Origin of the sequence: Halopseudomonas yangmingensis (assembly GCF_900114825.1) — a bacterium.
In the GTDB taxonomy this organism is placed as follows: Bacteria; Pseudomonadota; Gammaproteobacteria; order Pseudomonadales; family Pseudomonadaceae; genus Halopseudomonas; species Halopseudomonas yangmingensis.
Map to the genome: position 1 here is coordinate 54,518 of NZ_FOUI01000006.1, position 13,170 is coordinate 67,687.

A 13,170-nucleotide genomic window follows, 5' to 3' on the forward strand; every position below is an offset into this window, starting at 1 on the left:
CTGGATGTGTCAGATATGGTGCTTGCGACTGGCGCTGAAGTCTTCGGACAGGGTGCCGGGGCTGTCTTCGGATTTCGGCGCATAGTCGCGTGGAGGTTCCAGGCTGTCGAATGCCGCAGGCCCCTTGTCTTCCAGACTGGCAGTAGTGCTTTGCTGCATGGCCGCCAGCAGACGTTGGCGTGATATATCGTCCGGAGCCAGTTCCATGGCGCTCTGGGTGAGGTGTTGCTGGATGTCCTGATAGTCACGGTTGAGGCGGGCTACCAGGCCGGCAGTGGTCTTGAAGTGGCCGGCGACTTCCTGCTGGTACTCCTCGAAGCGCAGCTGCAGGCTTTCCAGCTGGCGCTGGCTGCTGCCGCCTACGCCGCCACTCAGGCGGCGAGCCAGGCCGGCCACGACAACGCCAATCACCACGCCGATGGCTAGTGCGGCTGTCACGCTAATCCACAGGTTTTCGCTTGATTCCACCTTCAGGTCCCTCGTATGCAAAATGTTCAGGGAGACGGCTTGTACTGATGGACTGCGTCCGAGAGCCTTTCCCTGTGACTGGGTCAAGAGTAGGGTAACCACAATTGACCGGCAAGGCCAATTGGCCAATGGTTGCAGAGTGTGGACGCAAGGCCTGTCGGACAGGTCACGCAGGAGAAGACAATGGTATTGGAAGATGAACAGCGCTTGATGATTGACGGCCCCGCGGGGCGTCTTGAGGCGCGTTATACCCCAAGATCAGGGGCGCGGGCGCTGGCCGTGATCTGTCACCCCAATCCGCTGCACGGCGGCAGCCTGCAGAACAAGGTGGTGCATACCTTGTTGCGTGCCGCCGTAAGTTGCGGCGCGGCCAGCCTGCGTTTTAACTTTCGTGGTGTGGGTAACAGTCAGGGCGAGCATGCCAGCGGCTTTGGCGAGGTGGATGATTGTCTTGCGGCAATCGACTGGCTACGCGGCGAGGCGGGTGATCTGCCCTTGTGGCTGATGGGGTTTTCCTTTGGTGGCTATGTTGCGGCGGCTGCAGCATCGCGTTTGCCCGAATGGCCGGAGCGGCTGCTGTTGGCAGCGCCGTCGGTGGTTGCACAGCCGTTTGATGCCCTGTTGCCGCTTGGTGGGCCGGTTTCTGTGCTGGTGCCGGCGCAGGACGAGGTGGTGCCTGCCAGCGCGCAGCGGGCGATGTTTGCCGACAGCATGCAGGCCCAGCTGGTAGAGTTTGCCGATTGCGGCCACTTCTTCCACCGGCGGCTTGGCGAGTTGCGTGATTGTGCCGAGTCGTTGCTGGCCGATTGATTGCCAAGCGCCGGGGCGGGCGGGTACATTATCGACCCCCCGCTATCCAGCCAGGAATGGTCGATGACCCCGCTCGAACGCTACCAATCCGATCTTCAGCGCCCTGATTTTATCCATGATCCTGCCCAGCAGCGTGCAGTCGAGCATTTGCAGCGCCTGTTTGATGAGCTGGTGGCGAGCGAGAACACAAGGAAGGGCGGTTTGCTGGGCAAGCTGCACAAGCGTCGCGAGCCGGTCAAGGGGCTGTATTTCTGGGGCGGCGTCGGTCGCGGCAAGACTTATCTGGTCGACACCTTTTTCGATGCCTTGCCGTTCCAGCGCAAGATGCGCACCCACTTTCACCGGTTCATGCAGCGTGTACACCAGGAACTGAAAGGTCTCAAGGGTGAAAAAAATCCGTTAACCCTGATCGCCCGGCGCTTTGCCAACGAGGCGAGGGTAATCTGTTTTGACGAGTTCTTTGTGTCCGATATCACTGATGCGATGATTCTGGCCACCCTGCTGGATGAGTTGTTCAGGAACGGCGTGACACTGGTAGCGACCTCCAACATAGTGCCTGACGGGCTGTACAAGGACGGCTTGCAGCGTGCGAGATTCGTGCCGGCGATCGATCTGCTGAATCGTTATACCGAAGTGGTGAACGTCGATAATGGCGTGGACTATCGCCTGCGCGCCCTTGAACAGGCCGAGCTCTATCATTGGCCGCTGGATGACGGAGCGGATGCCAGTCTGCGTCGCAGTTTCGAGAGTTTGGTGCCGGATATCGACGAGGTATGCGAGGGCGAGGTGCTGACCATCGAGAACCGTCCAATCCGCTCGTTGCGTGTGTGTGAGGATGTCGCCTGGTTCGAATTCCGCGAGCTCTGTGATGGCCCGCGCAGCCAGAATGACTATATTGAACTGGCCAAGATATTCCATGCGGTACTGCTGGCGAATGTCGAGCAGATGAGTGTAGCTACCGATGATATTGCCCGGCGCTTCGTCAATATGGTGGACGAGTTCTACGACCGTAACGTCAAACTGATCATTTCTGCCGATGTCGAACTCAAGGATCTGTATGCTGGTGGGCGACTGGATTTCGAGTTTCAGCGTACGCTCAGTCGTCTGCTGGAAATGCAGTCTCACGAATTCCTCTCACGTCCGCACCGGCCCTGATCAGCCGTCCTGGCGGTGATCGTGCCGGGGTGTTTTGCGATGAAGGTGTTGCCGGTACTGGCTGGGTGAGAAGCCGGTGTGTTCGCGAAATAGCCGGGCAAAGAAGCTGGCGTCGTCGTAGCCGACCTGATAGCTGATGCTCTTGATGCTTCGGGTGCTGCCGGCCAGCAGATTTTTCGAGTGCTCCATGCGCAGGCGCTGCAGGTACTGCAGTGGCTTGTCGCCGGTAGCCGCCTGAAAGCGGCGAATGAAATTCCGTGCACTCATGCCGTGCTGCTCGGCCAAGTCCTCGAAGCGGAAGCTTTCCGCCAGATTGTCTTCAAGCCACTCCTGGACCTGCAGGATCACCGGGTCCTGATGCATTTTCTGACCGCCAAAGCCCATTACGCCAGGCCGGTAGCTGCGCTGGGTTTCATACAGCGCATCGCGCGCCACATCCTGGGCAACCTTGCTGCCGCACAGTTGTTCTATCAGGTGCAAATACATATCACAGGCGGAACTGACACCGGCAGCACAGAAAATCCGTTCGGTTTCTGTCAGGTGGCGGTCGCGGTTCAGTTGGACGCGCGGAAAGCGTTGCTCAAATTCGCGGTAAAAGCGCCAGTAGGTAGTGGCTTCGTGGCCGTCCAGCAGGCCGGCGGCGGCAGCCCAGAACACGCCATTGGCGGTGCAGCATATCAGGCTGCCCTGTGCGTGCTGGTGTGCCAGCCAGTCGGGGAGTTGTGCATGTGTTTGCAGGAGCGTATCGAAGTCGGCCCAGAAAGCGGGAAGGATGATCAGTGCCGGTTGCAGGGTTGTCAGCGCCGCGTCAATCGGCAGCAGCTCGCCGCTGAACCCGGTTGCGGCAGGTGTTTCGCCGGCAATGCGGATTTCAAGCTGCGGCTGGTCAGGCCCCTGGCTGCGCAACGCCGCCATATGGAATACATCGCGAGCCATGGTCAGGGTTGAGCCGATAACACCGTCGGTGGCAAGGATGACAATCTGGCGGTGCTGCCGGCCGTCATTGCTGGTCCGGGCGGGCAATCCGGCACCGCTATTGCTGCAGAATAATGCAGGCATGACTCAGGGCGCCGGATTGGGGTGGTCGCGATGCAGTGCCTCGAGTTCTTCCAGCAGCGCGTCACTTAGCCCCATATTGATGCTTCCCAGATTGGTCTCGAGCTGGTCGAGATTGGTCGCGCCAATGATGTTGCTGGTAACGAAGGGTTGGCGATTGACGAAAGCCAGTGCCATCTGTGCCGGGTCCATGCCATGCCGCCGAGCCAGTTCAACATAGGCGCGGGTGGCGCGTACGGCCGCTTCCGATGTGTAGCGTGTGAATCGGCTGAAAAGTGTCAGGCGAGCGCCGGAGGGCTGGCGGCCGTCAAGGTATTTTCCGCTCAGGCTGCCGAAAGCCAGCGGTGAGTAGGCCAGCAGTCCTGTCTGTTCGCGAATGGCAATTTCGGCAAGACCAACCTCAAAGCTGCGGTTAAGCAGGTTGTAGGGGTTCTGTATTGAGGCGATACGCGGCCAGCCACGGGTTTCGGCCAGGTGCAGGAAGCGCAGCACGCCCCAGGGCGTCTCGTTGGACAGGCCGATATGGCGAATCCGGCCGGCTTGTACTTCTGCGTCCAGTGCCTCGAGGGTGTCTTCTATCGCGGTAAGCTGTTCGTCGGCATTGTGGCGGTAGCCAAGGGTGCCGAAAAAGTTGGTGCTGCGGTCCGGCCAGTGCAGCTGATACAGATCTATATGGTCGGTTTGCAGTCGCTTCAGACTGCCATCGATGGCCGCCTTGAGGTGTTCGCGGACAAAGCGCGTACGACCGTCGCGTATATGCGGAAGCCATTCACCGGGGCCGGCGATCTTGCTGGCAATGATCCAGTCATTGCGGTTGCCGCGGGCGGTCATATAGTTGCCGATGATGGATTCTGTGGAGCCGACGGTTTCTGCGCGCGGGGGAACCGGATACATCTCGGCGGTATCAATAAAGTTGATGCCGGCCTGGCGTGCGCGATCGATCTGCATAAAGGCATCGGCTTCGGTGTTTTGCTCGCCCCAGGTCATGCTGCCGAGACAGAGTGCGCTGACTTTGATGTCGGTACGGCCAAGCGGACGGTAGTGCATGCGGTAATTTCTCCTTGCGGGTCGGGGCTGCTGCGACAGTATCCTACGAGAGGCTACAAATAAAAGGTTGTATTTTTTCTGGTGAAAGGCATAATGCGCGGCACTCTCGACAGGATGCCTGGGACTGCCGTTGCGGTTCCCTGTCGGTGTTTTGCAACTCACGGATGCCACCCAGACCCACAGAGCCCCCACTGAGTGTCTGTGCACAGGCTTTGTTACTTGTAAAAACACAACTCATTCTGTAAGATTCGCCCTCTTTAAATCAGAGCGGCCTCTGAGGCTAGGATTGATGAAAACCTTCAGCGCCAAACCCGAAACCGTAAAACGTGATTGGTACGTCGTAGACGCCACAGGTCTGACCCTGGGTCGTCTGGCTACCGAAGTTGCCACGCGTCTGCGCGGCAAGCACAAGCCCGAATATACTCCGCACGTCGATACTGGCGACTACATCGTCATCGTCAATGCCGAGAAGGTCCATGTGACCGGTGCCAAGGCTCAGGACAAGATCTACTACAGCCACTCGGGCTTTCCCGGTGGCATCAAGTCGATCAGCTTCGAAAAGCTGATCCAGCGTGCTCCCGAGCGCGTGATCGAGATCGCAGTCAAGGGCATGCTGCCGAAGAACCCGCTGGGTCGCGCCATGTACCGCAAGCTCAAAGTGTACAAGGGTGAGGCTCATCCGCACACCGCACAGCAACCCCAAGAACTGAAGATCTGACAGGAGCTCACCAATGTCGGCGACACAAAACTACGGTACTGGCCGTCGTAAAACCGCCACCGCTCGCGTGTTCCTGCGTCCGGGTGCTGGCAATATTTCTATCAACAACCGCAGTCTGGACAACTTCTTTGGCCGCGAGACCGCCCGTATGGTGGTTCGCCAGCCGCTGGAGCTGACCGACAGTCTGAACAAGTTCGATGTCTACGTCACCGTCAAGGGTGGCGGCATCAGCGGTCAGGCCGGCGCGATCCGTCACGGCATTACCCGTGCCCTGATGGAGTATGACGAAACCCTGCGTGGCGATCTGCGTCGTGCCGGCTTCGTTACTCGCGATGCCCGTGAGGTTGAGCGTAAGAAGGTCGGTCTGCGTAAAGCACGCAAGCGTCCGCAATACTCCAAGCGCTGATATCTCCGCGCAGTGGATGTACGCAACGCCCAGCCAATGGCTGGGCGTTTTCGTGTCTGAAGCCTGCGACACTTTGCCTGCAATAGCTCTGAAATGCGCTGTTCGCCTTGTAATGCAAGGGCCATTTCATTACCATCAATTTCATTTTTTGCAGGCAGTTCAAAACCTCTACAAGGGCCCTTGAGGGTCTGATTTAGCTGATGGGAGACGACTGGATGAGTAATGACGGCGTAAATAACGGCCGGCGTCGCTTCCTGGTTGCAGCCACCTCTGTGGTGGGTGCGGCCGGAGCCGTGGGAGCAGCAGTACCCTTTGTCGGGTCCTGGTTTCCGAGCGCCAGGGCCAAGGCGGCAGGTGCGCCGGTACGGGTGAATATCAGCAAGATCGAACCGGGTCAGCAGATCGTAGCCGAATGGCGCGGCCAGCCCATGTTCGTCTCGCGACGCACCCCTGAGGCCCTTGCCATGCTGGAACAGATGGAAGGCGTACTGGCAGATCCGGACTCAAAGGCTTCAGATCAGCCTTCTTATGTGGATCCCAAACATCGGGCTATCAATGCCGAACTGCTAGTGGTTGTCGGCATCTGCACCCATCTTGGCTGCTCTCCGCTGTTCCGTCCGGAAGTCGCCTCGGTTGATATGGGGCCGGACTGGAAAGGCGGCTATTTCTGCCCTTGTCACGGTTCCTCCTACGACATGGCCGGCCGTGTGTTCCGCTCCCAGCCGGCACCGCTGAACCTGCCGGTTCCCCCGCATTCCTATGAAACCGACGATGTGATCATCATCGGTGTGGATCAGGAGACCGCCTGATGAGCAAACTGATGAACTGGGTTAACGAGCGTATGGCGGTCAGCAAGGTGATCGAAGATCACCTGACCAAGTACTACGCGCCGAAAAACTTCAACTTTTTCTACTTCTTTGGCTCCCTGGCCATGCTGGTACTGGTCAACCAGATCGTTACCGGTATCTGGCTGACCATGAGCTACGAGCCTTCTGGTGCCGGCGCCTTTGCCTCCATCGAATACATCATGCGTGATGTTGAATACGGCTGGCTGCTACGCTACCTGCACTCGACCGGCGCTTCGGCGTTCTTCGTGGTGGTCTACCTGCACATGCTGCGTGGCCTGATGTACGGTTCCTACCAGAAGCCGCGCGAGCTTATCTGGCTGTTCGGCATGCTGATTTACCTGGTACTGATGGCTGAGGCCTTCATGGGTTATCTGCTGCCCTGGGGGCAGATGTCCTACTGGGGTGCCCAGGTGATCATTTCGCTGTTTGGTGCCATCCCCTTCATTGGTCCGGATCTGGCCCAGTGGGTGCGTGGTGACTACCTGATCTCCGGCATTACCCTGAACCGCTTCTTTGCGCTGCACGTGATCGCCCTGCCGATCGTATTGCTGGGTCTGGTGGTACTGCACATCATCGCCCTGCATGAAGTCGGCTCAAACAACCCGGACGGTATCGATATCAAGAAGCACAAGGATGCCAACGGTGTACCGCTGGACGGCATTCCGTTCCATCCGTACTACACCGTCAAGGATATTGTCGGCGTGGTGGTGTTCCTGTTCGTGTTCTGCACCGTGGTGTTCTTCTTCCCGGAAATGGGCGGCTACTTCCTTGAGAAGCCCAACTTCGAGATTGCCAACCCGCTGAAGACGCCTGACCACATTGCTCCGGTATGGTACTTCACGCCCTTCTACGCGATTCTGCGTGCAGTGCCGGCGATTGGTGGTTCGGCCTTCCCAGGTGTATTGGCGATGGGTGCCGCCATTGCTGTGCTGTTCGTGCTGCCCTGGCTGGATCGCAGCCCGGTTCGCTCGATCCGCTACAAGGGCTGGATGAGCAAGCTGTGGCTGGTGATCTTCTGCGTATGCTTCGTGATCCTCGGTATTCTGGGTGCTATTCCCTCTACCCCGATTCGCACGCTGGTTTCGCAGATCTGCACCGTACTGTATTTCGCGTTCTTCTTCCTGATGCCGTTCTATACCCGGATGGAGAAGACAAAACCCGTTCCGGAGAGGGTTACAGGCTAATGAAAAAGCATATTCTTGCCCTGGTATTCGCGCTGCTGCCATGCATCGCGCTGGCAGCGCCGAGCAACTATCCGCTGGAAAAGGCCAATGTCGATCTGCGTGACAAGGCAGCCCTGCAGGACGGCCTGCGCACCTTCGTCAACTTCTGCATGGGCTGCCACTCGGCCCAATACCAGCGTTACGAGCGTGTTGCCACCGATCTCGGCATCCCTGAAGAGGTGATGATGGAGAACGTGGTGTTCACCGACGGTACGCTGATCGGCGAGCACATGAGGATCGGCATGCGCGAGCGTGATGCCAAGCAGTTCTTTGGTGCTGCGCCGCCGGATCTGACCATGGTGGCACGTGTGCGTGGTGAGGACTGGCTGTACACATACATGAAGACTTTCTACGAGGATCAGTCGCGCCCGTTCGGTGCCAACAATCTGGTGTTCCCGAATGTTGGTATGCCGAATGTCCTGGCCGAATTGCAGGGTCGGGTGGTGATGGGTTGTGCGCCAGTCGAAGTGCGTGATGGCCGCAAGGTCCAGCGTGACCCGCTGACCGGTGATGCCCTCAAGGAAGAGCAGTGTGATGTGCTCACAGTTGTGGAAGAGGGCGCGATGAGTGCCGAGGAGTTCGATACCACTGTTCGTAATCTGGTATCTTTCCTGGCTTACTCGGCGGACCCGATCAAGCTCGAGCGTCACCGCATTGGTATCTATGTTCTGCTTTATCTGGCCTTCCTGTTCGTGTTTGCCTACCTGCTCAAGCGTGAGTACTGGCGCGACGTGCACTAAGGCGGTCAGTTGTATCCAGTGAAAGCCATGCGCCCTTCGGGGCGCATGGCTTTTTTGCGTTATAATGCCGGCCCCGCAGCATTAGCCAGCCATTCGGGCAGGCTGTTGAGGCAGATCGTATGAGGGTTCAACTATGGGCGTAACTGCCAACAAGCGTTCGACGATGGCATTCTTTTCCGATCCAAAAGATCACAACAGCCACAGGGTGCGGCTGGTGCTGGCGGAAAAGGGTGTGAATGTCGAGATTATTGATGTTGACCCTGTGCAGATGCCGGACGAGCTACTGGAAAACAATCCTTACGCCTCTTTGCCGACACTGCTCGATCGTGACCTGGCGCTGTATGAGTCAAAAGTCATCATGGAGTACCTTGATGAGCGCTACCCGCATCCACCGCTCATGCCTGTGTATCCGGTGGCTCGGGCCAACACCCGCTTGTTGATGTACCGTGTCGAACGCGATTGGTGTGAACCCATGGGGCGCCTGCTCACAGAAAAGATGCCGGAGAGCAAACGGGAGCAGCTACGCAAGGAGTTGCGTGAGAGTCTGGTGGGTGTCGCGCCGGTATTTGCCGAGATGCCATTCTTCATGAGTGACGAATTCAGTCTGGTGGATTGTTGCCTGGCCCCGATTCTCTGGCGCTTGCCGCTGGCCGGTATCGAATTGCCGCGACAGGCCAAGCCGCTGCAGCAATACATGGAGCGGTTGTTTGCGCGTGACAGCTTCAAGGCCAGTCTGTCGTCCTTTGAGCGCGACCTGCAGTAAGGAGAAAAGCATGCACGAGATGACCTCTAGCCGGCCTTATTTGCTGCGTGCCCTGCACGAGTGGATTCTGGACAATGACTGCACGCCCTACCTGCTGGTCAATGCAGGCTACCCCGGTTGCAGTGTGCCTGAGGGGTTTATCGAGGACGGACAGATAGTCTTTAACCTGTCTCCGGGTGCCGTGCGTGATCTGAACATGGATAACCAGTGGGTGATCTTCAATGGCCGTTTTGGCGGTGTGGCGAGGCAGGTTAGCGTGCCGCTGCCGGCAGTCATGGCGATCTATGCGCGAGAGAATGGCCAGGGTATGGTGTTTGAGCTGGAGCCATCGACTACGCCGCCGGATGACACCCCGCCGCCACAGGATGAGAAGCCTGCTGCTGGGCGACCTGCATTGAAAGTGGTCAAGTAAACACGTCGGTGACTGCCTCTGGCTGAAGGCTCGCAGCAGCGGAGCCTTCAGCGTTCAGCAATCAATCAGTCGATATACTCAAACAGTTTGACGATCCGCTGTACACCGCCCACTTGCTGCACAGTCTGCACAGCCCGTTCGGCTTCGGTGCGGCGCACCAGTCCCATCAGATAGACAACACCGGCTTCAGTGGTAACGCTGATCCGGCGCCCGGGGATATTGTTGTCAGCCAGCAGGCGGGTCTTGGCGTTGGTGCTGATCAAGCTGTCGTTATTGCGCGCCAGCAGACTGATGGGGGCACCGATGGTCAGCTCGTTATGCACATGCTTGACCCGTTGTACCTCGCGTACGGTTTTCTCCGCCAATGCCGACAATTCGCTGTTAGGTACCTGACCGGCCAGCAGGACTATGCCGTTAAAACTTTGCACAATGATCCGTGAGTTTTCCTTCAGCGCGGGATGGGCCTTGGCTACATTCACCCGGGCTTTGGTTTCTATCAGCGGGTCATCAATCCGGCTGCCGATTGTACGGGTGCCGTGGTTTTCCTGGATGGGATTGTCTCGGGTAGCGGTGAGTACATTGCTGCAGCCAGTCATGGAGGCGACCAGCACAGAAGCAAGCAACAGGTGGAAAAGCTTCATTCTTCAGTCCCGAACAGTTGGCGGTCGATCAAGTCGCACAGGCAGTGAATCACCAGCAAGTGGACTTCCTGGATGCGAGCGGTAGAGCGGGCAGGGACGCGTATTTCCACGTCTTCCGGCAACAGCAGCGAGGCCATCGAACCACCATCACGCCCGGTCAGCGCCACCACCAGCATTTCCCGGTCGTGTGCGGCCTGAATCGCTTGCATGACGTTGCCGGAGTTGCCGCTGGTGGAGATCGCCAGCAGCACGTCACCCGGCTGGCCGAGCGCCCGGATCTGTTTGGAAAAGATTTCCTGATAGCTGTAATCGTTGGCGATTGATGTCAGTGTCGAGCTGTCGGTGGTCAGTGCAATCGCTGGCAGGCTTGGACGTTCACGTTCAAAGCGGTTGAGCAGTTCGGATGAGAAGTGCTGCGAGTCGCCAGCCGAGCCGCCGTTGCCGCAGGCAAGAATCTTGCCCTCGGACAGCAGGCTGTTGACCATCAACTGGCTGGCCTGTTCGATGCTTGGACCAAGCACATCCATCGAGCGGGTCTTGGTCTCGATACTGTCGGTGAAAAGCTGTCTGATTCTGTGCTGATTGTCCATGGATAGACTCACTGGCTGGTAAAGGCGTCACGGATCCAGCGATAGTTCTGCGGATCTTCCGGATTGCCGGCAGCGGCGACCACGTCGAAACGACAAGGCTGGTCGGCCAGATGCGGATGGGTCAGCAGGTAATGACGAGCGGCATTCACAACGCGTTGCCGCTTGCGCCAGTCGACGCTTTCTTCAGCGCTGCCCCATCGATTGCTGCGGCGGTAACGAACTTCGACAAATACTACTGTATCGGTATCGCGCATGACCAGATCCAGCTCACCCAGCCGGCAGCGGTAATTGCGTGCGAGCAAACGCAGGCCCGCCTGTTGCAGCAAACTGCAAGCCTGGCGTTCGCTCAACTGGCCGAGTGCATGACTGGTCACGGCTCAGTCGATGGCGCCAAGGCGTCCGTTGCGGATAACGCCCCAGTCCAGCTCTCGGCGGATGCGTCCGTCTTCCGGCAGTGACAGCAGCCCGGTGGCGCCGCTGAACTGCAGACTCTCGTTACTTTGCAGTTGTGGCAGGCGGCTGAAAATACGCTGGGCATCAATGCCCATGGCATACAGTCGGCCCAGCGGGCCGCTGGCCTGCGGCCAATGGCTGGTGACCTTGGGGTAGAGGCTGTCACTACGACTCAGCAACCAGGGTGTTTCGGCAATCAGGATACCGTCCAGATCGGCCATCTGGCTGCTGTCGGCGTCATACTGGAAAGCGTGCGAGGTGGCATATACCGGAAGGTCTGCTGCGTACTGGAAGGCCAGCGTTGGCATCAGTTGACGCGCTTGCTGCGGTGTGGCGGCAACAAAAAGCGCCTCTATATCCTGGCGAGGTGTCGGCTGTACTGCAATCTCGTTACCCAGAAGGCTCTGTATGCGTGTGTTGCGTTGCTCGCTCTGGCGGATCTGAAGCAGTTGGCCGATCTGGTTGGCCATGGTGGTGGGTTGGTCAAGCAATTCGTGACCGACAACCCGGCCACCGAGAGCCTGCCATTGCTCACGGAAGGCATGCTGGGTGCGCTGTCCCCAGTCGCTATTGCTGCTCAGAATGGCCATGCTGCGGTGGCCGTCCGCCCAGGCGCGCAGGGCGGCCGAACGGGCTTCATCTTCCGGAGCCAGGCCGAACTGGAACAGATTGGCCGGAGCGCCGGCCTGCTCGCTGTAATTCAGGGCCAGTGTCGGCAACGGCAAGCTGTCCCTGCGGGCAAGCTGACTGACCCGGTCGCGCTCCAGCGGTCCAATGACCCACTGCATGCCGTCGGCTATTGCCTGGTGATAAAAGCTGTCGGTGTCGTTGAACTGGCTGCTGTCATAGAGCCGGATTTCCGGCTGCTCAAAGCCTTCGGCAAAGGCCTGATACTGGGCGCTGAGAAAGCCGTCACGCAGCGCCTCACCGGCCGCACTCAACTGTCCCTGCAGAGGCAGCAGCAGTGCAATGCGCTGCGGCCTGCGGGCATGCAGCTCCAGCAGTTCGCTGAGCTCGCCGGGCAGATGCATGGCGGCGGCGTGACGGTTGTTCTCGCCCTGCCAGCGCTGAATCTCGCGCACCTGCAGGTCAAGATTGCCGGCCTGGCCGGCAATCAGTGCCAGCTCGATCCAGCCGTCCATTTCGTTGCCGCTGCGTCCGCGCTCGCTGGCGAGTGTGGCGACGGGGAGCTGGCGCAGGCTTTCCCAGATGCCGGCTCGGTTGCCCGGCTGGCGTTCGGCTGGCAGCAGGGCATCGATGAATATCCGTTCGCGGGCGGCTTCAAGGTGTTGCTTGTTGACTTCAAATACATCCGCGCGCAGCAACTGGATACGCAACTGCTCTTCCATCGGTCGTTGATCAAGTTGCTGCAGTGAGGCATGACTGATGGCGCGTAATGCCAGCTTGGGGCGGTCGCCGAGCAATGCCGCGCTGGCCTGCAGCTCGCTGAAACGGATCTGCTGGTCTGCCGGCAGTTCCGACTGGGGGACTTGCGCAAGTATTTCCATTACCCGCTGGTGCTGAGCGTTGTTCAGCGCGGCCTGGGCGGCGTGCAGGCGCAGCAGGTTGGCTTCCGGGCCTTTGCGTCGGGAAGCATCCTGCAGGATCTGCTCAACCGAGGCCTGGGGCGTGCGTGGCAGGTCATCCAGCTGTCGGGGCGGCGATGAGCAGCCGCTGGTGGCGAGGGTGATGGCCAGAGCCAGCAGTGCTGTGGCAGGTAGCTTGGGCATTCGCGAAAATCCTTGCGCGGAAGAGACGGCATCAATAGTCAATCAGTGCTGCATTTTATCAGAGCCGGGGACAATCGCCATGTTATATGCCCGGGGAGCTGTGCACTGGT

16 protein-coding genes are annotated in these 13,170 nt (G+C 58.9%); 9 read left to right on the forward strand and 7 right to left on the reverse strand.

All coding sequences use genetic code 11. The annotated features are described in order from the left end of the window. Window positions 1–9: 9 nt before the first annotated feature. Window positions 10–438, reverse strand: coding sequence for a Z-ring associated ZapG family protein (locus BMZ23_RS14970; protein ID WP_177197242.1), 429 nt, complete (start codon window positions 436–438; stop codon window positions 10–12). 213 nt (window positions 439–651) lie between these two features. Here BMZ23_RS14970 and BMZ23_RS07480 point away from each other — a divergent pair, with 213 nt between their 5' ends. Together BMZ23_RS07480 and zapE are read left to right on the forward strand one after the other, a co-directional pair. Next, window positions 652–1,278 carry an alpha/beta hydrolase gene (locus BMZ23_RS07480; protein WP_093474884.1) on the forward strand — a complete coding sequence of 209 codons (627 nt, stop codon included), beginning with the start codon at window positions 652–654 and terminating at the stop codon, window positions 1,276–1,278. A gap of 63 nt (window positions 1,279–1,341) precedes the next feature. After that, window positions 1,342–2,433: a cell division protein ZapE gene (gene zapE, locus BMZ23_RS07485; RefSeq protein WP_093474887.1), complete on the forward strand. Its 1,092-nt coding sequence runs from the start codon at window positions 1,342–1,344 to the stop codon at window positions 2,431–2,433. Here the strand turns inward: zapE and BMZ23_RS07490 are convergent, their stop codons facing one another. Next, on the reverse strand, window positions 2,434–3,369 hold the full coding sequence (locus tag BMZ23_RS07490; RefSeq protein ID WP_245748154.1) for a GlxA family transcriptional regulator: 936 nt from the start codon (window positions 3,367–3,369) through the stop codon (window positions 2,434–2,436). Window positions 3,370–3,495: 126 nt separating this feature from the next. Beyond that, window positions 3,496–4,536: an NADP(H)-dependent aldo-keto reductase gene (locus BMZ23_RS07495; protein ID WP_093474893.1), complete on the reverse strand. Its 1,041-nt coding sequence runs from the start codon at window positions 4,534–4,536 to the stop codon at window positions 3,496–3,498. A gap of 289 nt (window positions 4,537–4,825) precedes the next feature. On the opposite strand from BMZ23_RS07495, the gene rplM reads away from it, so the two are divergent. From rplM to BMZ23_RS07530, 7 genes are all read left to right on the forward strand, one after another. Next, window positions 4,826–5,254, forward strand: coding sequence for a 50S ribosomal protein L13 (gene rplM / locus BMZ23_RS07500; protein WP_093474896.1), 429 nt, complete (start codon window positions 4,826–4,828; stop codon window positions 5,252–5,254). A gap of 13 nt (window positions 5,255–5,267) precedes the next feature. Next, a complete protein-coding gene (rpsI, locus tag BMZ23_RS07505; protein ID WP_093474899.1) occupies window positions 5,268–5,660 on the forward strand; it encodes a 30S ribosomal protein S9 in 393 nt (130 codons plus the stop codon). A gap of 215 nt (window positions 5,661–5,875) precedes the next feature. Continuing rightward, window positions 5,876–6,469 (forward strand): ubiquinol-cytochrome c reductase iron-sulfur subunit, encoded by a 594-nt coding sequence (petA, locus tag BMZ23_RS07510; RefSeq protein WP_093474902.1) that lies wholly within the window; start codon window positions 5,876–5,878, stop codon window positions 6,467–6,469. Further along, window positions 6,469–7,692, forward strand: coding sequence for a cytochrome b (locus tag BMZ23_RS07515; protein WP_093474905.1), 1,224 nt, complete (start codon window positions 6,469–6,471; stop codon window positions 7,690–7,692). The genes petA and BMZ23_RS07515 overlap by 1 nt, the downstream gene beginning before the upstream one ends. After that, on the forward strand, window positions 7,692–8,471 hold the full coding sequence (locus BMZ23_RS07520) for a cytochrome c1 (RefSeq protein ID WP_093474908.1): 780 nt from the start codon (window positions 7,692–7,694) through the stop codon (window positions 8,469–8,471). Before BMZ23_RS07515 ends, BMZ23_RS07520 begins: the two co-directional genes overlap by 1 nt. Window positions 8,472–8,604: 133 nt before the next feature. Further along, window positions 8,605–9,234, forward strand: a complete 630-nt coding sequence (locus tag BMZ23_RS07525) for a glutathione S-transferase N-terminal domain-containing protein (protein WP_093474911.1) — start codon at window positions 8,605–8,607, stop codon at window positions 9,232–9,234. A gap of 19 nt (window positions 9,235–9,253) precedes the next feature. Then, window positions 9,254–9,646, forward strand: a complete 393-nt coding sequence (locus BMZ23_RS07530) for a ClpXP protease specificity-enhancing factor (protein WP_093475163.1) — start codon at window positions 9,254–9,256, stop codon at window positions 9,644–9,646. A gap of 65 nt (window positions 9,647–9,711) precedes the next feature. Here the strand turns inward: BMZ23_RS07530 and BMZ23_RS07535 are convergent, their stop codons facing one another. The 4 genes from BMZ23_RS07535 to BMZ23_RS07550 are packed head-to-tail and all read right to left on the reverse strand — an operon-like array spanning window position 9,712 to window position 13,060. Continuing rightward, window positions 9,712–10,287 carry a BON domain-containing protein gene (locus BMZ23_RS07535; RefSeq protein WP_093474914.1) on the reverse strand — a complete coding sequence of 192 codons (576 nt, stop codon included), beginning with the start codon at window positions 10,285–10,287 and terminating at the stop codon, window positions 9,712–9,714. Continuing rightward, on the reverse strand, window positions 10,284–10,877 hold the full coding sequence (locus BMZ23_RS07540) for a phosphoheptose isomerase (RefSeq protein WP_093474917.1): 594 nt from the start codon (window positions 10,875–10,877) through the stop codon (window positions 10,284–10,286). The genes BMZ23_RS07535 and BMZ23_RS07540 overlap by 4 nt, the downstream gene beginning before the upstream one ends. Before the next feature lie 8 nt (window positions 10,878–10,885). Continuing rightward, a complete protein-coding gene (locus BMZ23_RS07545; protein ID WP_093474920.1) occupies window positions 10,886–11,251 on the reverse strand; it encodes a YraN family protein in 366 nt (121 codons plus the stop codon). A 3-nt stretch (window positions 11,252–11,254) separates the two neighbouring features. Beyond that, window positions 11,255–13,060 carry a penicillin-binding protein activator gene (locus tag BMZ23_RS07550; protein WP_093474923.1) on the reverse strand — a complete coding sequence of 602 codons (1,806 nt, stop codon included), beginning with the start codon at window positions 13,058–13,060 and terminating at the stop codon, window positions 11,255–11,257. Between the last annotated feature and the right edge of the window lie 110 nt (window positions 13,061–13,170).